Here is a 24,753-nt window from a genome sequence, read left to right on the forward strand (position 1 = left end):
GAGCACCACAGTATATTTCCGGAGCGGTTTAATGCACCATTTTCAAGTTAGTTCGGATATATTCTTTTGATAAAACCCATTTGTCCCAGCCTCTTTAATTGGCTCTTTTTACAACCCCATCACAACACTACATCCGGCTCCCCCCCAAACGCGATTCCATAGCTGTAATATTTTCACTCATTCTTTCACATACTATCATTCAGTAATTATTTCACAAGGAGAATCGTATGCGAAAGAATCGGCGCCGAACTGCAAAGAAGAATTCCATATTTCCAATCGAAGTTGATAGACTGAAAAAGATGCTCCAAAGTGAATTTGAAGGTAATCCGGACTTAACCTTTTCTATTTTCGAACATAAGCATAAAAAAATTGCCGTATTTTATTTATCATACCAGGTATATACCGATCGGGTTGAAAATTTCCTGCTAAAGCCTTTGATAAACAGTAATGAAGAAATGACCAGCTCAACTATTCTTAACGAGCTCCCTCTGGGCGGCGGTTCCAAAACTGACGATATTGACGATATACTTCAAGGATTAATAATAGGAAAAGTATTTGTGTATGCAGAAGGAGACAATTCTGTTGTCAATTATTTATTGATTCATAAAGAATCAAGGCAGCTTGCCAAGTCAGAAAACGAATCTGTTGTACTGGGTCCACAGGTAGCTTTCACAGAATCACTTATTACCAACTTGAATGTTGTACGATGGAGTATACGAACCACTGACCTTGTTTTGGAAAAAATAATGGTTGGTAAAAGAGCCAAACACGAAGTCAGACTTATTTATATGAAATCCATCGCAAGTGATGTACATATTAATACCATGCGGCAGAGACTGCAGGATTTGGATTTGGATCAAATTGAGGACAGTACCGTTTTAATGCAATATATTGAAGATGCTCCTTCCTCTATTTTCCCCCAATTCCTGTCCAGTGAATTGGCAGACCGTTTCAGCTATGCTGTCGCACAGGGACGAGTAGGTGTCCTTGTGGAAAACAGCCCAACAGGAATAATAGCTCCGGCCTCCTTTTTCAGTTTTATGGAATCAACTGAAGATATGTACATGCGCTGGAATGTAGGATCATTCTTACGGATTCTGCGTTTCTTTGCAATGTTTATTTCAATCATCCTGACACCACTCTATGTTGCCGCAGTAACCTACCATTATGAACTTATTCCACCGCGTGAATTGATTACAATAGGTCAATCAAGAGCTATTGTGCCATTTCCACCGATAGTTGAGGCGATGATTCTGGAATTACTGATTGAGCTGTTGCGTGAAGCTGGTGCACGATTGCCTACCAAGGTAGGTCAGACAATTGGTATCGTTGGTGGTGTAATCATTGGGCAAGCGGTTGTTCAGGCTGGATTAACAAGCAGTATCCTGATTATCGTAATAGCCTTAAGTGCGCTTTCCTCCTTCACGGTACCAAGTTATTTAATGGGGACTACCATCCGGATAATCCGGTTCCCGATAATCATATTGGCAGGAATGTTTGGGATTATCGGAATCATTTATGGACTGTGTTTTTTAGTAATTCATTTAATAAAACTTAAATCACTGGGCGAGCCGTATTTATCTCCTGTATACCCATTTCGATTGTCTGACTTGAATAAGGCATTATTCAGGGCACCACCTTCATACCGGAACAAACGGTTTCTATCTTACAGACCAAAGGATTTACTTCGATTCAGCAGAAAGGAAGCCAGTAAAATACGGGACATAGATGAGTAGGTGGGGCAATGGATATTAACCTAACAATAAAAGAAAACCTGCAAATCCGGGCGTTTTATTTATTTTTTGTTATTACGACCATTCAAGTTGGCGTTGGTATAATGGGTGCACCAATGTATATATTTATTGAGGCACGGCAGGATTCATGGATTTCTATTATTATTGCATTTATGTATATCCTGCTTGTCCTCTTTGTCATGTTCAAGATTTTAAGCAAATATGAAAATGCCGATATTTTTGGAATACAGGTTGATTTATTTGGTAGATGGATTGGCAGGATATTGGGAACACTGTATATCATTTACCTGACCGTTTCACTTATATCCATCATAAATACGTATATTGAAGTGATACAGCTTTTTGTATTTGAGGAATTAAGCTCACTCATCATCGGGTTACTGCTGGTGTCCCTGATTGTATACAGTGTACTTGGGGGAATAAGAGTTATTGTTGGGGTTGTATTTATCTTTTTTATTCTCTCAGTTTGGTTAATTTTTCTATTATATGAGCCAGTGGCAAGAATGGATTTAACACACTTTCAACCCATGTTCCAGGCTTCAGCAACTGAATTGCTTAAGGGAGCCAAGGCAACAGCTTACACATTTGCTGGCTTTGAGATCCTTTTTATTATTTATCCGTTCATTCAACATAAGGAACGTGCCAGATTCCCTGTGTATTTCGGAGCATTCTTCTCGTTCGGACTAATTATGCTCACTACTGTAATTGCCATAGGTTATTTCAGCCACAACCAGCTGGAACAATTGGAATGGTCTGTGTTATCGCTGTTTAAAATAATTTCCTTACCATTTGTCGAACGTTTTGATTATATCGTAGTAGCCGAATGGATGATGGTGTCCCTTCCAAATATGATTCTGTTAATGTGGGCTATAACGTATGGAATGAAACGATTATACAAAATCCCGCAAAAAATAACGTTATATACCGTTTCATTCATTATTTTGGGAATATGCGGCTTTATCTCTTACCATCACCTGATTACCGGCCTGACTGATCTGGTTGCAAAAGTTGGATTCTGGATTGTATACATCTATCCTTTTATTCTCTTACCAGTAGTATTGCTGAAAAATCGTTGGCAGCGTAAGAAGGAACGTGAAAATATATGAAAAAAAACATCTGCATATTGCTACTTTTAATGTTTTTTCTCACTGGATGTGTGCAGCCTACAATACTTGAAGACCTCGGGATTATTAATACACGAGGGATTGACATGTTAGATGAAGATAAAATTAGAACAACGCTGGTTATTTTTAAATTTGATTCACAGAATAAGGAAATCTCAGAGACTATTACGGGAGTAGGAAACACAGTAAAAGGTGCGCGCAGAAACGCAAATTCTAAAACCAGCTTCGAACTTACTCCGGGGCAGATTCGTATGGAGATATATGGAAAAGAGACAGCAAAGAAAGGCTTAATGGATTACTTGGATACGTTAATTCGTGATGCAAAAGTGTCAGATACAATGTTTCTGACAGTTAGTAATACTACTGCCAAAGAGGTTATTCAGGCTTCAAATGAAAAGGGATCGGTACATACCGGGAAATATTTATATGAGTTGATCCTGCAGAGTGTTGAGGATTATGTAATTCCGCGAGTTACCATACAGGACTTTATTCATTATTATTATGATGTCGGACAAGATCCATTTCTTCCTGTTTTAAGTGTAAAAAATGGTCCGCCAGCCTTAAGTTCACTGGCAATTTTCAAAGATGATAAATATGTGGGTCAGATACCTGTCGAACAAGCATATATAATAAATATTTTTAAGAAATCGATTGAACAGGCAAATCTGGAAATTTCTTTACCGATTAAACCGTTTAAAGACAATATAAAAAAAGCCGAACAAATTGAAAATGATAATGATAATGATAATTTTCATGTGATTTTGACTGTTTTAAATGGAAAAAGCAGCACAAAGATGACAGACCCCAATGGTTTAAAATATCGAACGAACATTAACTTAAATGTAAACATGTCAGAGATATCTAAGGAAATAAACATTGATAATCCAAAAGTAATTGCCAAGATGGAAAAGGAATTGGAAAAAGATATTAAACAACAATTTGAAAAATTATTGAAGAAAATGCAGGGACTGAATGCAGACCCATTTGGTTATGGCACTGTTTACCGTGCTAACAAAACAGATGAGAAGCTTAAGAAACAGGAATGGCGCAATAAATTTCCGGATATCAGTGTGGATTTTAATGTAAACGTAAAGATTTTACGCCATGGTACAACACCATAATAACTTATAAAGCAAACCTGTTCAGCAAAAAAACCGACCTCATTAAAGGCCGGTTTTTTGATTTACATATGATATTCTGGACTTTCTTCCACATCGTCTGAAGTAAGTCCTGACAATACGTGAACACGTAAAATAAATCCTATCAGTTTGTCATCGTCGTTCACAACCGCAAGTGGAACACTCGATTCCAGCGCTTTTGGAATCAGGTCACTTACATATTCATCATTTTTAACAATGGTTACGTTCTGCCGCAATACATCTTCGAGCGTTTTTTTCTCTTTTAACCCTTTAATGGCATCGTCGATTGTCACTAAACCTTTAATATGTCTTCCGCGATCCACAACAAATACACTGGATATTCCGTTTTCTTCCATTTCTTTGCGTGCGACGTTTAAGCCATCTTTCAGTGAAACAAGTGCATTAGGCTTTATCATAATGTGTTCCGCCTGAAATACTTTGGACCGGTCAATGTCCTTAATGAAATCGGAAATATAGTCATTTGCCGGTTTATCAATAATTTCTTCAGGCGTACCTACCTGATTAATCTTACCATCTTTCATAACTGCTACCCGGTCACCCAGTTTGAATGCCTCATTCACATCATGTGTGATAAATATAATCGTCTTTTTCAGGCGATCCTGAATATCAAGAAGCTCAAGCTGCATTTCACGGCGAATTAAGGGATCCAATGCACTGAACGGTTCATCCATCAACAGAATATCCGGATCATTAGCAAGTGCACGCGCCAATCCTACCCGCTGCTGCATACCCCCGGAAAGTTCATCCGGATATTTATCCTCATAGCCTTTTAAACCAACTATTTCAATGTTTTTCATAGCAATTTCCTGTCGTTCTTCTTTGGAAACATTGCGTACTTCAAGCCCATATTCCACATTCGCCATAATTGTCCGATGATTAAAAAGACCAAAATGCTGGAAAACCATTGCAATCTTTTGCTGGCGAACATTTTTAAGTTGCTTGCTGTTATATTTAACAATATCTTCCCCATCGATAAAAATTGATCCGTCAGTAGGTTTATTCAACAAATTAAAGCACCGGATCAATGTTGATTTACCACTGCCTGAAAGCCCCATTATTACAAAGATTTCACCCTGTTGTATATCTAAGGACGCATCATAAACACCAACAGTATGACCTGTTTCAGCCAGAATTTCATCTTTGCTCATTCCTTCTTTTACCTTAGGAATAATCGACTTGGGCTTCGAACCGAAAATCTTTGAAACATGCTCTATCTTTATCTTCGTTGTCATTAGCTCACCCTCCTGTGCTTCTGGAGTTTATCTGCTACCCCGCCGGTAATGCGGTCGATAATAATTGCCAGGAATACAATACTGATACCTGCTTCGAATCCTAATGCGATATCGATCTGGTTAATGGATACAAGTACTTGCTCTCCAAGCCCCTGTGCGCCAACCATTGATGCGATTACAACCATAGCAAGAGCCATCATTGTTGTCTGATTCACCCCGGCCATTATGGTAGGCAAGGCTTGTGGAAGCTGAATTTTGAAAAGCATTTGCCACTTGGATGACCCGAACGATTGTGCAGATTCAATTACTTCTTTATCCACACCCCGGATAGCCAGTTCCGTCAGCCTGATTACCGGTGGAATGGCATAAATTAATGTTGCAAAGATTGCAGACACATTTCCCAGTCCAAAGAAAAATATTGCCGGGATTAAATATACAAAACTAGGCATTGTCTGCATCGCATCCAATATTGGCCGCATGACAGTTGAAAAGCCTTTACTGAAGGCCATCCAAACGCCTAATGGAATACCCAGCGCCAGGGAAATGATAACGGCTGTAACAACAATCGCAATCGTTGTCATCATATCTTCCCATAACTCAAATGTCCCGATTAAAAAGACAAATACACCAAATAGAACACCTGAAAAAATTGACTTAAAATACCAGCCAAGCAAAACAATTATTACGATAAATGCCCACCAAGGCATCCATATTAAAAATTCTTCGATACCATTTATAATCTGTGTTGAAAATAAATAGATAAAATCAAATATGCTTTCTAATGATTCATCCAGAAAATTAACGAATTTCGCAACGTAATCCCCTAGACTTGTAGTTATTTCCGGAAAGTTCCCCATAGGTCACACCCTTTTTATAAAATTAAACAGGCAGCTAACCGATAAGCGGCCAGCTGCCCAGAAACTTATTCCATTGAGTCCTTGACTTTTTTGGCCACGTCTTCAGGAACCCAACTGGTCCAAACATCTTCATTTTCTTTCATCCACCACATTGCTGCCTCTTCCGCAGAAGCTTCCTCATTTTTATTCATATAATTTAAAGCTTGTTCAGTAAGATCAGCACTAGTTTCATAGTTACTTAGAAAGTCCACCACATCTGGTGCAGCTTCAGGAATATCCTTATGAACTGCAACTACAACATCGTTTGGTGGTGCTTCGGTAGCTTTTGTTTTTTCATAAACTTCCGGATCGTATTCCGGCTCTTCCAGTAATGTTAAATCATATTTAGCTGTCACGGCAGTTGGTGACCAGTAGTAACCAACCCAAGCTTCCCCAGCTTTATATGCATCAGCAAGTGACGCAACAATTGCTGCATCAGAACCAGGTCTGAAGTTTACAAAAGACTCATTCAAACCATAGGATTCCATTTTCTTTGTAATTGCTTTTTCAATAGCCCAGCCACTTGGAGCATTAATTAATCGACCCTTATTTGGTTCTGCAGGATCAGCAAAAAGCTCCGGATAGTTTTTCAAATCCTCAACCGTTTTTAAATCTGGTGCCATTGGCTCAATACCACGTTCCGGGTCGCCTTCAATTACATATGTTGGAACATACAACCCTTGAACATTGTCGTCAAAGTTTACGGAAAGTTTTTTAATGTCGCCTTCCTCAATTGCTTCATTGTAAACTTTCTTAATGTTATCGGTCCACACTTCCATATAAACGTCAATATCGCCTTCTCTTAACCCTTGAACAGTTGCAGCAGTTGACCCTGGAGTTACCTCTGTGTCAATGCCATATCCCTCTTCAATAATTTTTTGTGCGATACTGTTATGCACTCTGATACTGTTCCAGCCAGCATCAGCAAATACCAGTTTTTCAACTTTACCTTCTGAACCTGAACCGGAGTCCGAACCGCCACAAGCAGAAAGCACTACTAATACAATAGCAGAAAACAATAATAATAGTTTCTTCATTTAATTACCCCTTTAATTATGTTTATTTGCATCCAGATATTCCTTGAAAATAAATACGCGTCACTGGGACCCTAGAATAGAAATATGTGTTAAAGATTGAAGGAAATAGAAGTGGTAATGAAGATGCATGTTTTTTAACAACACTTTTTATAATAGGTAAAATACTTGTTTAAATCAAATAGCATATAAAGCTATAAAATGCTATGAACGATGATTCAATGGAGTGAGTTGTTATTAGCTGCCAAAAACTTGCATTATTGCTTAAAATACTTCATTTTACAGCATGCTTCCATATTCATCCATTTATCTAAGCAGCTTAATTCCATTTATTATTAATGGATTAAAAACAAAGACCGTTTTCATAAATTTTGTTGCCTCTCAATATCGTTTTAGACATGAAATGCGAACTACTTTGAAAAAAAATGTGTACATTAATGCCGCTCCGGAAATACACTTCGCTTTCACGCCTCCGGGTACCAAGGCGACATCTGCTCAAAAAGTGCGTTTTCGCAGTGTCTTCTTAGCCGTGGGCGGCTGCTGAGCCCTCTTCGTGCTAGCGCACTCAGATGTCTCACCAGCTGCCCGCGGAAAGCGAGTATATTCCAGCCGCGGGGCAAGAGAGTCTCACTAGGTATTTAATCAGAGTTAGTTCGCAGTCTATAGATTTTGTGTCAACGAAAACAGTCAAAATAAAAAATGCCCCTATAACGTTGAATCGTAAAGAAGGCATTTTCGGTTAGTCTTATTAGAATGTTTCATTTCATTTAGTTTTATTATTTATCAGCGGTTTCTACAGTTTTATCGACTAATCAGTATTTCCCTGTATTCTTAATAATCTCAATCACCCGGTCGCGTGCTTTTTCACTCTGGTATTTTTTCATGTGGTCCACCATGACTGGAGCCTGTTCTTTCAATTTAAACAGTTCCTGTACCAGTGATTCCTCACTTAATGACTCTTCTTCCAGCACCCGTGCATAGTTTTTTTCCTTAAATGATTGTGCGTTTATAATCTGGTCTCCCCTGCTCGCATTTTTAGAAAGCGGGATGAGCAGCATCGGCTTGCGCAGTGCCAGGAATTCAAATATTGCATTTGCCCCTGCCCGTGACAGGACAAGGTCGGTTGCTGCAAAAAGATCTTTTAATTCTTCATTTACATATTCAAATTGTTTATATCCTTCGGGGCTAATTGATGTGTCTATTTTCCCATGACCGCAAATATGAGCAATTTGGAACTCCGGTAAAAGGTCATCAAGAGTGGTCCGAACCGTGTTATTGATTTTTTCCGAACCGCCGCTTCCGCCCATAATCAGTAACACAGGCTTTGCTTTGGTGAATCCGCAAAGCTCAAGTCCTTTTTCCTTATCACCCTGAAAAAGCTCATCCCGAATGACAGCCCCGACATACTCTGCCTTATTTTCGGGCAGATACTTAACGGTTTCAGGAAAGGTTGCCAGCACTTTTTTTGCGAAAGGTATTGCAAGTTTATTAGCAAGACCGGGAGTGAAATCTGATTCATGAATGACCGCCGGTACGCCACGCATTTTGGCCGCCATAATGACAGGCACGGAAACAAAGCCTCCTTTTGAAAATATAATCGATGGCTTGCGCCTACCGATAATACGCCATGCCTGCATCGTTCCGTTCAATACTTTAAATGGGTCCTTAAAATTTTCTTTTGACATATATCTTCTCAGTTTACCGGTTGAAATGGGATAATATGTTACACCATCCAGCTGTCCAATCAGTTTACGTTCAATTCCATTTTTGGATCCGATGTAGTCAATTTCCCATCCCTCGCTTTGGAATATTGGAATGAGGGCTAGGTTTACAATTACGTGTCCTGCCGTACCTCCACCCGTAAACAGAATTCGGTTTTTCTTCATAAAAATGAACTTCCCTTCTATCCACAATACAAACGAAATAAATACTTCACTTATTATCCTAATCCAAAATAACATAAAAAGGAAGCGTGTCGTTTTTAAAAAATATACCGCCCAAAAGAGGACGGCATTTAAAAGTTATTATATGAAAATTCCTGCAACAGTGGCCGATAAGATCGATGCGAGTGTTGCACCAATTAACAGCTTCATACCAAAGCCGGACACCTTAACCGCTTTTTCGCTGTCGATAGCTTGGACAGTACCGGCGATGATTCCAATCGATGAAAAGTTGGCAAAGCTAGTCAGGAATACAGATACAATTCCGATTGTTTTTTCGGACATACTTCCAAGCATTTTTTCGAACTCAAGCATGGCCACAAACTCATTTGTAACAATTTTCGTACCCATTATTCCGCCGGCTTCAATTACTTCACCAGGTGCAATACCCATCAGAATTCCCAGTGGGGCAATAATGTAGCCCAATATTTCCTGAAGTGTAACCCCGGCAAACACAAATTGTATAAGCCAGTTCACCAAATTCAGTGAAGCAATGAACGCTACCAGCATTGCGGCAACAATCAGGGCAATCTTACCACCATCAAGCGCACCATTGCCCATCGCTTCAAAGATACTTTTATCCGTTGATACTTCTTTAATGTCAACATGGTCTTCTTCTTCCGGTACACGCACCGGAGCGATAACAGATGAGATCATCAACGCACTGAACATGTTCAGCGGCAGTGCAACAAGCACATATTCCGGCGGGAGTATCTGAATATAAGCACCAACAATTGATGCTGACACAGAACCCATGGCAGATGCACTCACAATATATAAGCGATTTTTATCCAAATGGTGAAACTGTGATTTAATCGCTAACAGTGCTTCCGATTGACCAAAAAAGATACTGTTGACCGCATTAAATGATTCAACTTTTGGCAATCCTGTGATTTTGGATAATAAGCCGCCAAGGTATTTAATTATTGGCGGTAATATTTTCAGATACGTAAGCACCGAAAGTATCGTTGAGAAGAAGATGATAAGCAGTAACACATCAAAGAAGAAAATACTGCCACCCTCTGTTCGTGCCACACCGCCTAAGATAAAGTTGACACCATCCGTACCAAATTCAATTAACTTATTAAATCCGGCTGAAATCCCTTTAATGATTGTCTGGCCCAATTTAGTTGAAAACATAAACCATGTTAGTAAAAATTGCGCTGCCAGCATGACAATCAAACCAATATAGTTTATATTTTTCTTGTCATTCGACATTAAAAATGCCAGTCCGAGGACGACGATGATTGCTAAAAACCCGAGAAGAATATCCACGGATGCAGCCTCCCTTATAGTATAAATAGTTATTGTAACTGCTTTCAGTTAACTTATCCGATAGCGATTTTAGCAGGTTGTCAGACGTCTTGCAAGTGGAATATTTTACAAACGGTCAACTGTTTTAGTAGTTCCCCAAATTTCAGATTTCTAACATAGGACTCCCTCTGCCAAACAGAAAGCCCCGGCAAGCCACTCGCTCACCGGGGGTTAACAAAAAATATTCTAGTGTGCCGGGAAAAAGATCATTTGCAGCACGAAGACTGCACAAAAGAAGTATAAAATCCAATGGACGTCTTTCCCTTTTCCACTGACCAGTTTCAGCAACGGATAGGTTATAAAGCCAACCGAAATCCCGGTTGCGATGCTGGAAGTCATTGGCATCATCAAAATAATCGCAAATGCCGGAAATGCCTCGTCAAATGTTTTCCAATCAATTCGTGCTAGGCCTTCCATCATAAAGCAGCCCACGATGATTAAAACAGGAGCCGTTATCGCCGGGATATTCGCTATCACACCAATGATTGGCGAAAAGAACATGGAAAGCGCAAATAATCCTGCTACAACTAATGAAGTAAGACCTGTTCTACCACCAGCTGCGACACCTGAAGTGGATTCGACATATGCAGTTGAAGGGCTTGTACCAAACATCGAACCAACAGTAGTTGCCGTAGCATCAGCCAGTAGTGCTGATTTTGCCCGCGGCATTTTCCCATTTCTCATAAACCCTGCCTGTTCTGCCACGCCAATAAGTGTTCCGGTCGTATCAAAAATAGTCACCAGTAAAAATGCAAAGACTACTGTATACAAACTGTTGGCAAACACTCCGCCAATATCGATGTCAAAGAAGACGGGCATTGGGGGTGCTGAAGCCAATCCTTCAAATTGCAACTGCCCAGTAAAGTATGCAATAACTCCAGTGGCCAGCATACCTAAAAATAATGCGCCTCTAATGTTCCTTGCCATTAAAAATAATGTAATGAACAGTCCTGCCAGTGTTAATAGCGTCATAGGCTGATGCAGGTCGCCAAATCCGATCATATTTGCTTCATTAGGCACGACAATACCAGACATTTTCAATCCAAGAAACGCTATGAATAAACCTATCCCGGATGTTATTCCAAATTTCAGTGAAGATGGTATTGCCCAGATCAACGTCTCACGCAATTTCGTAAAACTCAGTAAAACAAACAGAACACCAGCTAACAATACTGTTCCAAATACAACCTGATAAGATAATCCTTGTGACGCGACAACACTTGCGAAATAAGCATTTAACCCCATTCCCGGGGCAATCGCGATAGGATAATTAGCAAAAAGCGCCATATATACCGTACCAACAACTGCAGAAATTATTGTAGCCATGAAGACCTGATCAAATGGTACTCCCGCTGCTGATAGAATAGCCGGGTTTACTACCACAATATAAACCATTGTCAGGAATGTCGTAAAACCTGCAATAAACTCTGTTCGGATATTTGTATTATTTTGTTTAAGTTTAAATTGTTTCTCCATTTATATCACCTTACTAACGAATAATATTAGCAAACATTTACTATAATATTCGTTTTTGATGATAATTGCAATAGTTCCGGAGCTTTTTTTCAAGCGATGTCTGAGAAAGCAGGCGGTTGACTGCCTTCCTCTGAACCATTCACATTTTTATCTCTTCATATTTTGTGTTAGGTGTGCTACTGATAAACGAACACGGTTCCTGTTCACTTATCATGACCAAATCGTGGATAGCCCTTGTGCATGCTGTATAGAAAAGGGTTCTATCCAAATCTCTGGAGTATGTTTGGATTGATGAATCGGGAATAACTACCGCATCAAATTCAATCCCCTTTGCCAAGTATACGGGAAGAACGAGCAGTCCCTTTTCAAATGTGTACGTTTCTTCATTTATTTCTTTTGCCGAAAGTTTTTCTTTTATCAGATTGAAGACAAAATTACTTTCCTGCATTGTTTTACATATTATCGCTATCGTTTCATTACCCTTATCCTTTAGTTTCCGTACGGATTCCATCAATGAATCAATTTGACCTGCACCGTTGACTGGTCTGATGAGCTGCGGTTTATCTCCGTCTCGATTAAACGGCTCAATCGCTTCATCACCCGGTGCAAAGTTCATTGTAAATTCAACAATCTGTCTGGTGGACCGATAGCTTTTGGAAAGCGTAATTCGCTCGTGCGACTCCTCAACCTTTTCCGGAAGCAGTGGATTATTTTCCGCCGTATTCACAAATATTGCCTGGTTGATATCCCCCAGTAATGTCATTCGGGTATATGGAAAAAGAAAATTTAAATATGCAAACTGAAATGCTGAGAAATCCTGTGCTTCATCAATAAATAGATGTCGTACTGATCGATCGGAATCCGCGCCCAATAATCTATTCTTAAAATAAAGATAAGGTGTTGCATCTTCCCAGGTTAAATGGTTTTGCGTCAGGTTTTTTGCGGTCTGCTCACATATTTCATTCCAATATACTGGCTTTTCCTTCGGAGTCCACCCTGTAAATAACTGATAGTAGGCTTTTGGAATATTAACAAAGTCCAAGTGTTTTACACGTTTTTTGATAGAAGAAAATACACGTTTAACAACCTCAGAGCGTAAAACGTCTTCCTCTATTGTCGGGTCATCATCATCAATTTCCTGATTTCTGTAATAGGCTTTTAAATAATCCTCTTTATCCAACAGTTCAACCCGCTCCATTACCCAGTCTTTGTCTTTTTCCTCCTCCTGACGCTTTCGTAATTCTTTTAACAGCCATTTTGTAACAAGTTCCATTTTATTGGGAATCGCAATGGAACTGTCCAGCGAATAAAAATAATCGTTTATCTGTTCTTTTGAAATGATGATGTTTTTTTGCAGGGTAATATTTTTAAAATGAATTCCGCCACTTTCCAGGTGCGAGACAAACTCATCTATCTGATTTTTAAAATCTGTGCTCGACTTATAATTTATATTTTTCATTCGTACAGCATACCCGGCCATCCCTTCTTGAGTGAGTACATATTCCATCTGCTCAAAAGGAGACTCAATGGAAATAGTTTCGTCTATCCGCTCTCTTATATAGTCCTGAAAAGTTGATTGCCGGACATTTGCTTCGCCGAGCTCCGGCAATACATTAGCTATATAGCTGGTGAATAATGGATTTGGTGAAAACAGAACAACATTATCAGGATCCAGGTCCTCACGATACCGGTACATCAGGTATGCTATACGCTGCAATGCTGCTGATGTTTTACCGCTTCCTGCCGAACCCTGTACAATTAAAAGCTTGCTCCGTTCGTTTCGAATTATTTTATTTTGTTCCTGCTGAATGGTTGCTACAATACTCTTCATCGTCGTACTGGCGTTATTTCCAAGAGCTTGCTGCAAAAGCTGATCACCGATCGTTACACCTGTGTCAAACATCCCTTTAATGACACCTTGTCTAATGATAAACTGACGCTTCAGCGAAATCTTCCCGGTAATCGTACCATCAATTGTTTCGTAGGCGGCTTCACCAGGTGGATAATCATAATACAAACTTGAAATAGGGGCACGCCAATCATAGACAAGAAAATCTTCATTCACATGATCCATTAAAGATGAAATACCAATATAAATTTGTTCCATCACATTATCTGGATCTTCCGCAAAATCAATCCGTCCGAAATAAGGTGAATCTTTAAGTTTACTAAGTGTTTTAAGTTCCTCACCGATTTTCCCATGGGAACGTTCCCTTTCAGATAGCAATTCCGCCTGTTGTTTAATGCTTGCCTGTGTTTCAATCACGTCGTCGGGTTCATCCAAATTAACCGTCACATCTTCCCAAAAGTTTTTACGAAGATTGATTACGCTTTCCTTCAATCCGGATGATTTGGAATACAGCTTTTCTTCTCTAATGCCAATTTCCTGAATGACTTGATTCACTCTTCGCTGTTCATCTGAACGATTTTCTGCTTGATTCAAGCAACCAACCCCATTCTATTTTAATTTTCCATTTGACATTCATTTTTAAAGTTGATATAATTGAAATGGATATTATTATACTTTAAAAATGAAAAATAACAGTAACTAATTTATAATACCATGCTAAATTTTGTTGTGCAACTTTTTTTAGCAAACTTAATACAAAAATAACCAGAGCCTGCTTTTTGAAATTCTTTCAAAGCAGGCTCTTCTTCTACATAAAGAAACCCCGCACTGACTTTCATCAATGCAGGGTTTCTTTAATTATTCAATTAGCCTTCAAGTAATAAATCGTAAGGATCTTCCAGCAGCTCTTTTATACGTACCAGGAATTGTACAGCGTCTTTACCGTCAACAATCCGGTGGTCATATGACAGTGCAAGATACATCATTGGACGTACTTCAATGGAATCGTCCGGCATTACCATTGCACGTTTCTGGATGTTATGCATGCCAAGAATTCCAACTTGCGGTGCGTTCAGAATAGGTGTTGACAGCATTGATCCAAACGTACCGCCGTTTGTAATCGTAAATGTTCCACCTTGCATATCCTGCATTTTCAGTTCTTTATTGATTGCTTTTTTACCAAGGTTGCCGATTTCACGTTCAACACCGGCGAAATCCAATTTGTCGGCATCGCGAACAACTGGTACTACCAGGCCTTCCTCTGTTGATACTGCAATACCGATATCATAGAACTTCTTCAGGACAAGTTCATTACCCTGAATTTCCGCATTGATATAAGGGAAATCTTTTAATGCGCCAATTACAGCTTTTGTAAAGAAGGACATAAAGCCAAGCTTCACATCATGCTTTTTCAAGAAGTTTTCTTTTCTTTCACTGCGAAGTTTCATGATATTCGTCATATCCACTTCGTTAAAAGTAGTTAACATTGCTGCTTCATGTTGAACTTCAACAAGACGATTTGCAATTGTTTGACGGCGACGTGACATTTTCACACGTTCAACAGGTTTATCAAACTCGGTTTTTTCACTGCTTGGAGCTTCTTTCTTAGCCGGTTTTGATTGTTTCTGCTCACTGCCGCCTTTTGCTGCAGATTCAACATCCTCTGGTCGAATACGGCCTAACGGGTCACGTGCCTGTACCTTACTTAAATCAATACCAAGCTCGCGGGCACGCTTCCGAGCTGCAGGAGAAGCGATTACGTCCTGTTTATCATCGGAAGATTCTTCCTGCTTTTCTTCTTTAGCAGGCTCTTTCGCTTCTTCTTTCTTAGGTTCTTCTTTAGGGGCCTCACTGGATTCCTCTTTTGATGCTTCAGCAGAATCATCGCCGCCTGCCTGGCCGTTTTCATCCACCTTGGCGATTGCATCTCCAACCTCGACATCATCGCCTTCTTCACGTAAAACTTCTGTGATAATACCGGCAAAATCAGAGTTAACTTCAACATTGACTTTGTCTGTTTCCAGTTCTACAACCGGATCACCTTTTTCAATTTTGTCACCCTTCTTCACCAGCCATTCGGCAATTGTACCTTCCGTAATGGACTCTGCAAGCTCTGGAATTTTAATTTCGTTCACTGGAATCTCCTCCTTTTGACTCAATTATCGCTTCCTGTATGATTTGATTTTGCTCGGTTTTGTGTACATTTGGCTCACCAACTGCTGGTGATGAACGATCCGGACGACCAATATACCGCAATGTTTGCCCTGTCTTTAATAATTCTCTTAAATAATCATCCACAAAGTCCCAGCTGCCCATATTTTGCGGTTCTTCCTGCACCCAAACAATTTCCTCAAGGTTAGGAAGTTCTTTTAACACTTTTTCCAATTCTTTTTTAGGGAATGGATAGATTTGCTCCAATCGCATTGCCCGAAGCCAATCGAAATTCTTTTCTGAGTTATCGATTGCTTCTTCAATATCCACCATTATTTTACCACTGCCAATCAGTAAACGCTTGGCATTTTTCTTGCTGACTTTCAGGTTAGGCTGCTGTCTCAGTGGTTCAAATTTTCCTTCAGCAAATTCCTTGGCAGCAGATGCAACCCGCTGATTACGCAATAAGCTCTTCGGTGTCATCAGCACTAATGGACGTGCCTCTTCCTTATCACGCATTGCTGCCTGTCTCCGCATCAAATGGAAAAATTGCGCTGCCGATGTGACATTTGCAACAATCCAATTATTCTCAGCAGCAAGCTGCAGGAAGCGTTCCAGACGGGCACTTGAATGCTCAGGTCCCTGTCCTTCATATCCATGCGGCAGTAACATTACCATGTTTGATTTTTCGCCCCACTTAGCTCGGCTTGCCGAGATAAATTGATCAAAAATAACCTGACCGGCGTTGGCGAAATCACCAAACTGTGCTTCCCAAATAACCAATGTATTTGGTGACTGAACACTGTAACCATATTCAAATCCTAATACACCAGCTTCTGAAAGCGGACTGTTGCGGATATCAAACGATGCTTCAGCTTCATCCAATCCATGCAACGGACTGTATGTTTCACCAGTTTTGACATCATGCAGGACCATATGTCTGTGTGCAAATGTACCACGTTCTGTGTCCTGACCGGTTAAACGGATCGGAATTCCATCTTTCAAAATAGATGCATATGTTAAAGCCTCTCCGGCTCCCCAGTCAGCTTTATTCCCTTCTTCCAGGACATTTTCACGACGCTTGAGAATTTTTTCAAGCTTTCTGAATCCATTAAACCCTTCCGGACGTTTTAATAATCCGGCATTTAATGTTTTCAGATCATCAAGCGGGACTGCAGTTTCATATTTATCAAGACCATTCGCCAATACTTTTGGCATACGTTTAGATTCCGCTGCTCCTGACTTGTTCTCTTTCATACCATCATAAATATCGCGCAGACTTGATTGGACCTGATCTTTTATTTTTTCAAATTGATCTTTATCTACAACACCATTAACCTTTAATCGATCCGCGAAAACATTTGCTGCGGTTGGATGATTGTCAATTTCCTGATAAAGGTATGGCTGTGTTGTCCGCGGTTCATCCATTTCATTGTGCCCGTAACGGCGATAACCTACCAGATCAATCAGGAAGTCCTTATTAAATTTCTTGCGATACTCATAGGCAATTGCGATTGCTGAGACACAAGCAATTGGATCATCCGCATTCACATGAATAATCGGAATCTCAAATCCCTTAGCCAGGTCACTTGCATATCGTGTTGACCGGCCATCTTTCTGATTGGTTGTATAGCCAACCAGGTTGTTCGCAATAATATGAAGCGTTCCACCTGTCTTGTAACCTGGCAAACCGCTTAAATTCAATGTTTCAGCAACTACACCTTCACCGATAAACGCTGCATCACCATGAATCAATACACTTACTGCTTTTTCGTAATTCTGTTTTGGATACCCCTTTTCAGAACGGTCATCCTGTGCAGCACGAGCAAAACCTTCCACAACCGGATTGACAAATTCCAAATGTGACGGATTATGCGCAAGTGTAATACGTGTGGTCGTCTCGTCACCTTCTTTTAAGTCCTTTGTTGCACCAAAGTGATACTTCACATCACCTGTCCAGCCATAGGTAACTCCTGTCGAACCTTCAGAAGGGATTAACTCTTTATCTGGTGAATGGTGAAATTCTGAAAAAATCCTGTCATATGGCTTGCCCAAAACATGAGCCAGCACGCTTAAACGGCCCCGATGAGCCATGCCCATCATAATGTGTTCAATTTTGTCTTCTGTAGCATATTTAACAATACGGTCAAGCATTGGGACCATCGCTTCCAGTCCTTCAATCGAAAAACGCTTTTGTCCGACAAATGTTTTTTGTAAAAATCCTTCGAAACCTTCCACATGAGCAAGACGTTCAAGCAACTGTCTCTGCTCTTCATTGGAAAGTGCCAGATGAAATTTTCCTGACTCAATACGTTCCAATAACCATTTTCGCTCATCATCGTTATTAACATGATCATACTCAAATGTAATTGTTCCGGAATAGAGTTCTTTCAGTCTTTGGATGACTTCAAACCCATTTTCCACATCATTTGGGGATTGTTCCCACAACCATGATGCAGGCATATTCCGTAAATCTTCTTCCGTTAATCCATATGTTTTCGGATCAATCAGTTCAGTTGAACGTTCCCTGCTTCCCACTGCGTAAATATCAGCATCAAGGTGCCCAAAACGACGAATAGCCTCAACAAGTTTCATTGCTGAGGTTAGCTTTTTGATATCATTTGTGGATGGTGCTGATTGGGACGCTGGTTGTGCTGTTCTTTCAGATTGAGACAGCCAGACAGGGGATCCATATTGATCAAACATTTCTTTAAAAGATGGATCTACTGCTTCAGGATCCTCTTTGTACAGGTCATATTGCTCTTCAATGTATCCAATGTTGGGACCATGAAATTTTCCCCAGAATCTCTCTTTGGATTCCTCATTCTGTACCACGTCTAATACCCCCATTAGTAGTTAACTTTCTCCGTTGTTAAACGGCCCTTTAACACTCTTCATTCATTATAGAACTCTACTGTAACTTCATCAACTAATATACCCTATTTTAATAATAGAAACAATAAAGGAAGAAGCTTTCTGAATTATTTAATTTTAGCCATTTTTGACATTTCTGTTATCATGCATTTCTCATGGTTCACATTATGGTAATTATTCGGTATAATAAGGGCATAATTATAATTGTACATACTTTCTATATAGAGAGAAGGAGGAAACGTCATGAAATTAGCACTTTTAATGGGCGTTATTGTTACGTTTTTAGTCTCATGCTTCACTTCAGGGTATGATGCAAAACCGGGAGTACCTAAAGATAATCAATAAAAAAGCTAACGAAAAAATCCCGTATCACAAGTAAAGTGGTACGGGATTTTTATGAACTTCCAAAATCAAATTGAAAATGAAGACAGTTTCGCTTTCACATCCTTTATGAAGGACAAAACATAGCCTAAGTGCCTGTGAAACGTCCTTCATCTATCTAACCGAATTAAAGCCACCCTCTATTCCAACCCGGAAAACCCGCGCTGCCTTAATGCTTCAAAAATAATAATCGCCGCTGTGTTGGACAGGTTCAGCGATCTGACTTTATCACTCATGTGAATCCGCAGACACTTATCCTCTTTTCCTTCGAGAAGCGTTTTCGGAATACCGTCTGATTCACGACCAAACACAAAAAATAAATCCTCATTAATATTACTGTAATCATAATCTGTATAATACGCTGTTCCAAAATTTTCTATATAAAAATAAGTCCCGTCAGGATATGTCTCATATAACTCTTCGATTGAATCGTATTCGCGAATATCTACATGCTTCCAGTAGTCCAGCCCAGCACGCCGTACCATTTTGTCGTCTGTTGAAAAGCCCAGCGGGTGAACTAAATGAAGCGTCGCACCGGTAGCTAAGCAGGTTCTGGCAATATTCCCGGTATTTGCAGGGATTTCCGGTTGATATAGTACTATATTTAAACTCACTGTTCATTCTCCTTGCTTTCTTAATAACCTATCCATTATACCATTACTCACCGATCCGGAAAAATTTATATTGAATATCAGGCGTCCATGCAGTCGAGTCTTCATAGGACCAATAGCGATTACGACTATTGTCAGTATGCGCATTTACAAGTGGCATACCATATGCGTCTTTGGCAACTACGAATGTATTATGATCAAACCTGCCAGTTCCCTGGAAATCATAACAAATAACATCACCCGGGATAAGATCACTTGCCGAATCCACTTCTTTTCCGGTCAGCCCGGCTGTTGAACCGCTCAAATACCATCTCAGCGAATGGGCAACCGCCCAGCTGTAGCTCCAGTTATCCGACTGATACCACCAGCCGTTCCCCCGATCAGGCGCACCTCGCATCGGAGCGCCTCCAGCCCGGAGGCATTGCGACACGTAGTTTGTACAATCCACATCGAATTTTCGATAAGCCGGATTATAGCTGTTCCACCAGCGTTCCGCGTATTGCACTGCAGCACGTCGGTCATAGGAGAAACGTTCATCCTCCGCTTGGTTACGCAATGATCTCATTTCCAGTGATGGCGGGGTATCTTCCAATTTCGGAATTTCAACTGCTTTATGGTCCGTAATTTGCCCATTCTCGATGGAAAACTGAAACGGGACAACCTGCTCCTCCCTGATAAATTGATCATGCTGTTTCATCAGGAAAGATAAATGCAACAAATACTGATAACTTGTTTTATTCGAGCAGCGGACTTTTTCAAAAAATTGCCCCTCCCCGCTAATCCGGGCTATTTCTGCTTCCCTATCCCTGCATAAGGCTTTTTTACGTTCCCACCAATCACTTTCCTTCCGCTCAGATTGAAAAAAATCCTCCCAGAACTCCTTCAATTTTTCCATAAAAAAATCCCCTCCATAAATACTATATGGAAAAGGAGATTGTCCAAGAATTATAATAAATAGAGAAGGACAATACCAACAAGAAAATGTGGAACCATAACAATACCGGAAATGAACATCGCTTTTTGTCGTCCAGCTCGACCTTGCTTCGTTTCTGTTGCATAATTGGCGTGCAGCTGTGCACCACTGACAAAAGCTCCACTCGTCAGGCCGGCAATGATTAGGAAAAAGACTCCAATACCAACTGCGACCTTCCCAAACAGGTCTGCATTGCCGCTAACAAATCCAACCACCAACAGCAGTAATGCGACACCGGTACCATAGAAAAAGGATTTCTTCAATTGACATCCCCCCCTCGATAAGAAAGCTGTTATCTTAATTACGGGAGAGTCAATGGAAAAGTTTCACAACACCGTCAATTCGTGGTTGAGCAGGTATTCTTTTTTATCCAGTCCGCCGTTATACCCAACCATCTTGCCATTCGCTCCAATCACACGGTGACATGGAACAACAATCGAAAACGGGTTTTTATTGACAGCTCCTCCAACAGCACGGACAGCTTTTGGTTTGCCGATTGTTTCCGCAATATCTTTATACGTTTTTGTTTCACCAAATGGAATCGTATCAAATAAAGCCTGCCAGACCTTTTTTTGAAAAGGTGTTCCATGATATTCAAATTCAATAGAAAAGTCCTGACGCTTATTTTGAAAATAATCCTGAAGCTCAGACTCGGCGTTCTTCACTTTGTCCGGATTTTTAACAAATGATGGGTTATCAAAATAGCGATTTGCCCATTTTGCCATCTTTTCGTCTAAATCAGCCATTGAACCATATTCAATCCGCACAACCTTTTCACCATCGCTGATAATCAGTAATGTCCCAACCGGTGACTTCATTTCATCATAATAAAGCTCCATCGAAATACATCCCCATTTCTATTTGATTTCAGCTGCCTGTTCCTGTTGAAATTCCAATCCCTTGTTCATTTCAAATAATACCTGTTCATCTGATTCTTTTTCCATGGCTTTTTTTATAGCAGCAAATGCTTCATCGGTTCCGATTTTTCCAAGTGACCATGCGGCAGTTCCACGTATAACAGGCCGCGGATCATGGTTCATGACTGCAATCATTTCGTCAACAGCCGTCGTATCTTTGTAATGACCTAAGGCGATAAGCGCATTTCGCTGCAGTGGTTTTTTGCCCCGCCATGACCCTGCAATGTGTCCAAAGGTTTCTTTAAATTCACGGTTGGATATACGCAGCATCGGCTTGAGCTGTGGTTTAGCAACTTCAGGTTCCGGTTCAAATTCCGGGTGAACGTGAAAATCGACCTTCTTATTGTACGGACAAACAACCTGACACGTATCAAACCCATAGATGAAGTTGCCGATTTTCGAACGGTACTCATCATCAAGAAATCCTTTTGTCTGTGTTTGAAACGCGAGACACTTCTGAGCATTAAGCTGCCCGCCCTGTACAAGCGCGCCGGTTGGACAGGCATCAAGGCATTTCGTACAAGAACCGCATCCATCAGCCAGCGGTTCATCCGGGATAAACGGGATATTCGTAATCAGTTCACCAAGATAAACGTACGAGCCAAACTCCGGCGTAATGATAGCTGTATTTTTCCCGCTGAAACCGATTCCGGCCCGTTCCGCTACAGCACGGTCGGAAAGTTCCCCGGTATCAACCATTACCTTCGTTTCTGCATCAGGTATTTTCGTTTGAATAAACAAGGCAAGCTTCTCTAGTTTTTCCCGTAAAACAACGTGATAGTCGACTCCCCATGATGCCCGGCAGAATACTCCACGCCTGCTCTCTTTCGTACTTTTCGGGCCATCTTTTATACGTGAAGGATAGGCTAAGGCAATCGAAATAATCGACTTTGCTTCAGGCAGCAGCCGTTCCGGTTCCGTCCGTTCTTCAATAGATCCTTTTTCAAAGCCGGACTGGTAGCCAAGATCCTGCTGCCTGCGCAGACGTTCCTTCAACTCGCTGAAAACATCTGCAGCAGCAAAACCGATTTTATCGATGCCGATTTCTTTGCTGTAATCCACAATTTCCTGCTTTAGTTGGTCCGTATTCATGGACAATTCCTTCCTTCTATTTTTGTATGACCTTAGCTGTACGCAACCGGTTCAGAACAGCTGCAATTTCATAGCGCCTTGGACGTGCAATATCACCTGGATGCTGATTTTTGAATACAGTAAATGATGCTAATCCGTCCCGGTCCATTTTTCCGTCAATCATATCCAGAAGCTCATGTAACGATTTATCACCAAGCCCATTGGTCCGGTCGAGATGTTGAATGATTTCAGCGATCATACGTGTCTGTGATGAATCCACCAGCTGCTCGGTGTCATCAAAGGAAATTTCTGTCTTTCCCATCAAAATTTTAGTTAAGCCTTTTGCCTGCGTTTTAGAACGTTTTCCTTTCTTCGTCTGTAATGAGCTCTGCTGGAAATGACGTTCTGTTATTTCTCCAAATGCGTCAGTTGATAAGGAATCACGGTCAAGCGGATAGTTTTCCATGATTTCCCGCGCATCTGCTGTCACATTATAAGGTACATAAGCCTCCATCATGATAACCGAATCGGCAGCGGCAAAATAATCACCGGATCCGCCCATGACAAGGATTGTTGAAACATCAAACTGATCGCGCAATTGTTTGATTTTATCAATAAATGGTGTAATCGGCTCTTTATCCTTTTTCACGAGCTGCTGCATCCGATGATCGCGAATCATAAAATTCGTTGCACTCGTATCTTCATCAATTAATAAGGTAGTCGCACCTGTTTCAAGTGCTTCCATCACATTAGCCGCCTGTGATGTACTGCCACTCGCATTTTCCGTTGAAAAAAACTTAGTGTCCTGTTTATGCGGCAGGTTATTGATAAATGGCGAAATATTGACACCGGTAATCTGGCGTCCATCCTCGGCACGAATTTTTACTGCATCGGGATCGGTCAGCACGTACTCTCTGCCGTCACCGTGTGTATGTGCATATACACCACGTTCAATCGCCTCAAGGATGGTACTTTTCCCGTGGTAGCCTCCACCAACAATAAGGGAAATCCCTTTTTTGATTGCCATACCTTTTATTGACTCAGATTGGTGCGGGATCTCAATTTCCACTTCGTTTTCGGCAGGGCTTTGAAACGCAACAGCATCCTTAAGTGGACGATTGCTGATTCCACTCTCCCTTGGCAGGACCGAACCGTTTGCAATAAAAGTAATCCAGTTATTATTACGCATTTCCTCACGTATAGCTTCCTGCTGATCAGCAAGCTCGACAGCCTTAACAAACTCATCATCCGTTATCGAAAAAACAGATTTATTGATAATGGATGGAATAACGTTTGCGAATAGCTTCTCTGCTTCACGCCCATTAATTCTGCGGCCATTCGCCGGCAGACCTACGGAAAAACAGACCGTAATGGTATTTGAATCGATTTGCACGGCACTGCGCTCGAGCACTTCCTGACCAGGTTTATCAAAAAGAATTTGACCACTTTTTCCTGATCCTTTAATAAGGAAGCCGCCCCTCGTAACTACTGAACCAACTTTGCGTGCAAGTATATCCTCTGTTGCAATTTCACGAGCGTATGATTCGAGCCACTCAGCTTTAATCTGCCGTTTATTCGTTGGAACAACTACACGTATTTTAGATGGTGCGGCAAATGGGTCCCCCTGAACATAATCTATAGATAAGTCAAAATCATTGAATGAATAGTGACCCTGAATACTTTTATACGCTTTATACCCCTTACCATCAATCTGCTTCAAGTTTTGCATTAGCTTTTTCATAAAAAATCCCTCAATTTATCGTAATTTCTACTTTTAGAATACATTCTCCCCGCCAAAAAGTTCAAGTGGGGTATTTGTATATAATGAAAAACGCAATGCCTCGTAGATTATGTTACGAAACACTGCGTTAAGACTTATGTATGGAGCGGGTGATGGGAATCGAACCCACGACATCAGCTTGGAAGGCTGAGGTTTTACCACTAAACTACACCCGCATGGTGATTAGTTAATTCCTTCTATGTTATTTACGAAACA

The 24,753-nt window shown here is 40.6% G+C and carries 18 protein-coding genes and 1 tRNA gene; 3 read left to right on the forward strand and 16 right to left on the reverse strand.

Annotation, left to right across the window (positions count from 1 at the left end; translation table 11 throughout):
• Positions 1-227: 227 nt before the first annotated feature.
• The 3 genes from G6R02_RS12865 to G6R02_RS12875 are packed head-to-tail and all read left to right on the forward strand — an operon-like array spanning position 228 to position 3,999.
• Entirely contained in the window at positions 228-1,736 is a 1,509-nt protein-coding gene (locus G6R02_RS12865) for a spore germination protein (protein WP_164669639.1), read from the forward strand.
• Positions 1,737-1,744: 8 nt separating this feature from the next.
• Positions 1,745-2,860, forward strand: a complete 1,116-nt coding sequence (locus G6R02_RS12870; RefSeq protein WP_164669640.1) for a GerAB/ArcD/ProY family transporter — start codon at positions 1,745-1,747, stop codon at positions 2,858-2,860.
• A gap of 29 nt (positions 2,861-2,889) precedes the next feature.
• Positions 2,890-3,999 carry a Ger(x)C family spore germination protein gene (locus G6R02_RS12875; RefSeq protein WP_484606976.1) on the forward strand — a complete coding sequence of 370 codons (1,110 nt, stop codon included), beginning with the start codon at positions 2,890-2,892 and terminating at the stop codon, positions 3,997-3,999.
• A 62-nt stretch (positions 4,000-4,061) separates the two neighbouring features.
• On the opposite strand, the gene G6R02_RS12880 is transcribed toward G6R02_RS12875, so the two are convergent.
• From G6R02_RS12880 to G6R02_RS12955, 16 genes are all read right to left on the reverse strand, one after another.
• Positions 4,062-5,270, reverse strand: a complete 1,209-nt coding sequence (locus G6R02_RS12880) for a quaternary amine ABC transporter ATP-binding protein (protein ID WP_164669642.1) — start codon at positions 5,268-5,270, stop codon at positions 4,062-4,064.
• Positions 5,270-6,127, reverse strand: coding sequence for an ABC transporter permease (locus tag G6R02_RS12885; protein WP_164669643.1), 858 nt, complete (start codon positions 6,125-6,127; stop codon positions 5,270-5,272). Before G6R02_RS12885 ends, G6R02_RS12880 begins: the two co-directional genes overlap by 1 nt.
• Positions 6,128-6,192: 65 nt before the next feature.
• Positions 6,193-7,203 (reverse strand): ABC transporter substrate-binding protein, encoded by a 1,011-nt coding sequence (locus tag G6R02_RS12890; protein ID WP_164669644.1) that lies wholly within the window; start codon positions 7,201-7,203, stop codon positions 6,193-6,195.
• An 809-nt stretch (positions 7,204-8,012) separates the two neighbouring features.
• Positions 8,013-9,086 carry an undecaprenyldiphospho-muramoylpentapeptide beta-N-acetylglucosaminyltransferase gene (locus tag G6R02_RS12895; RefSeq protein ID WP_164669645.1) on the reverse strand — a complete coding sequence of 358 codons (1,074 nt, stop codon included), beginning with the start codon at positions 9,084-9,086 and terminating at the stop codon, positions 8,013-8,015.
• A 138-nt stretch (positions 9,087-9,224) separates the two neighbouring features.
• On the reverse strand, positions 9,225-10,415 hold the full coding sequence (locus G6R02_RS12900) for a NupC/NupG family nucleoside CNT transporter (protein ID WP_164669646.1): 1,191 nt from the start codon (positions 10,413-10,415) through the stop codon (positions 9,225-9,227).
• Positions 10,416-10,640: 225 nt separating this feature from the next.
• Entirely contained in the window at positions 10,641-11,930 is a 1,290-nt protein-coding gene (locus G6R02_RS12905) for an NCS2 family permease (RefSeq protein ID WP_164669647.1), read from the reverse strand.
• Positions 11,931-12,069: 139 nt separating this feature from the next.
• Entirely contained in the window at positions 12,070-14,373 is a 2,304-nt protein-coding gene (gene helD / locus G6R02_RS12910) for an RNA polymerase recycling motor HelD (RefSeq protein WP_164669648.1), read from the reverse strand.
• Between the two features lie 272 nt (positions 14,374-14,645).
• A complete protein-coding gene (odhB, locus tag G6R02_RS12915) occupies positions 14,646-15,914 on the reverse strand; it encodes a 2-oxoglutarate dehydrogenase complex dihydrolipoyllysine-residue succinyltransferase (protein ID WP_164669649.1) in 1,269 nt (422 codons plus the stop codon).
• Complete coding sequence (locus G6R02_RS12920) at positions 15,901-18,765, reverse strand: 2-oxoglutarate dehydrogenase E1 component (RefSeq protein WP_164669650.1); 2,865 nt, start codon at positions 18,763-18,765, stop codon at positions 15,901-15,903. Before G6R02_RS12920 ends, odhB begins: the two co-directional genes overlap by 14 nt.
• A 560-nt stretch (positions 18,766-19,325) precedes the next feature.
• Positions 19,326-19,799, reverse strand: a complete 474-nt coding sequence (trmL, locus tag G6R02_RS12925; protein WP_164669651.1) for a tRNA (uridine(34)/cytosine(34)/5-carboxymethylaminomethyluridine(34)-2'-O)-methyltransferase TrmL — start codon at positions 19,797-19,799, stop codon at positions 19,326-19,328.
• A gap of 43 nt (positions 19,800-19,842) precedes the next feature.
• Positions 19,843-20,691 (reverse strand): amidase domain-containing protein, encoded by an 849-nt coding sequence (locus G6R02_RS12930; RefSeq protein ID WP_164669652.1) that lies wholly within the window; start codon positions 20,689-20,691, stop codon positions 19,843-19,845.
• 50 nt (positions 20,692-20,741) lie between these two features.
• On the reverse strand, positions 20,742-21,032 hold the full coding sequence (locus G6R02_RS12935) for a DUF5316 family protein (protein WP_164669653.1): 291 nt from the start codon (positions 21,030-21,032) through the stop codon (positions 20,742-20,744).
• A gap of 63 nt (positions 21,033-21,095) precedes the next feature.
• Complete coding sequence (locus G6R02_RS12940; RefSeq protein WP_164669654.1) at positions 21,096-21,608, reverse strand: methylated-DNA--[protein]-cysteine S-methyltransferase; 513 nt, start codon at positions 21,606-21,608, stop codon at positions 21,096-21,098.
• 18 nt (positions 21,609-21,626) lie between these two features.
• The gene (gene queG, locus G6R02_RS12945; RefSeq protein ID WP_164669655.1) at positions 21,627-22,778 is read right to left on the reverse strand and encodes a tRNA epoxyqueuosine(34) reductase QueG; all 1,152 of its coding nucleotides are present in this window, start codon (positions 22,776-22,778) and stop codon (positions 21,627-21,629) included.
• Positions 22,779-22,794: 16 nt separating this feature from the next.
• Positions 22,795-24,498 (reverse strand): ABC-ATPase domain-containing protein, encoded by a 1,704-nt coding sequence (locus tag G6R02_RS12950; protein ID WP_164669656.1) that lies wholly within the window; start codon positions 24,496-24,498, stop codon positions 22,795-22,797.
• Positions 24,499-24,639: 141 nt separating this feature from the next.
• Positions 24,640-24,713 (reverse strand) — tRNA-Gly (locus tag G6R02_RS12955).
• Positions 24,714-24,753 lie beyond the last annotated feature (40 nt).

Origin of the sequence: Virgibacillus doumboii (genome assembly GCF_902806455.1) — a bacterium.
Classification (GTDB): Bacteria; Bacillota; Bacilli; order Bacillales; family Amphibacillaceae; genus Lentibacillus; species Lentibacillus doumboii.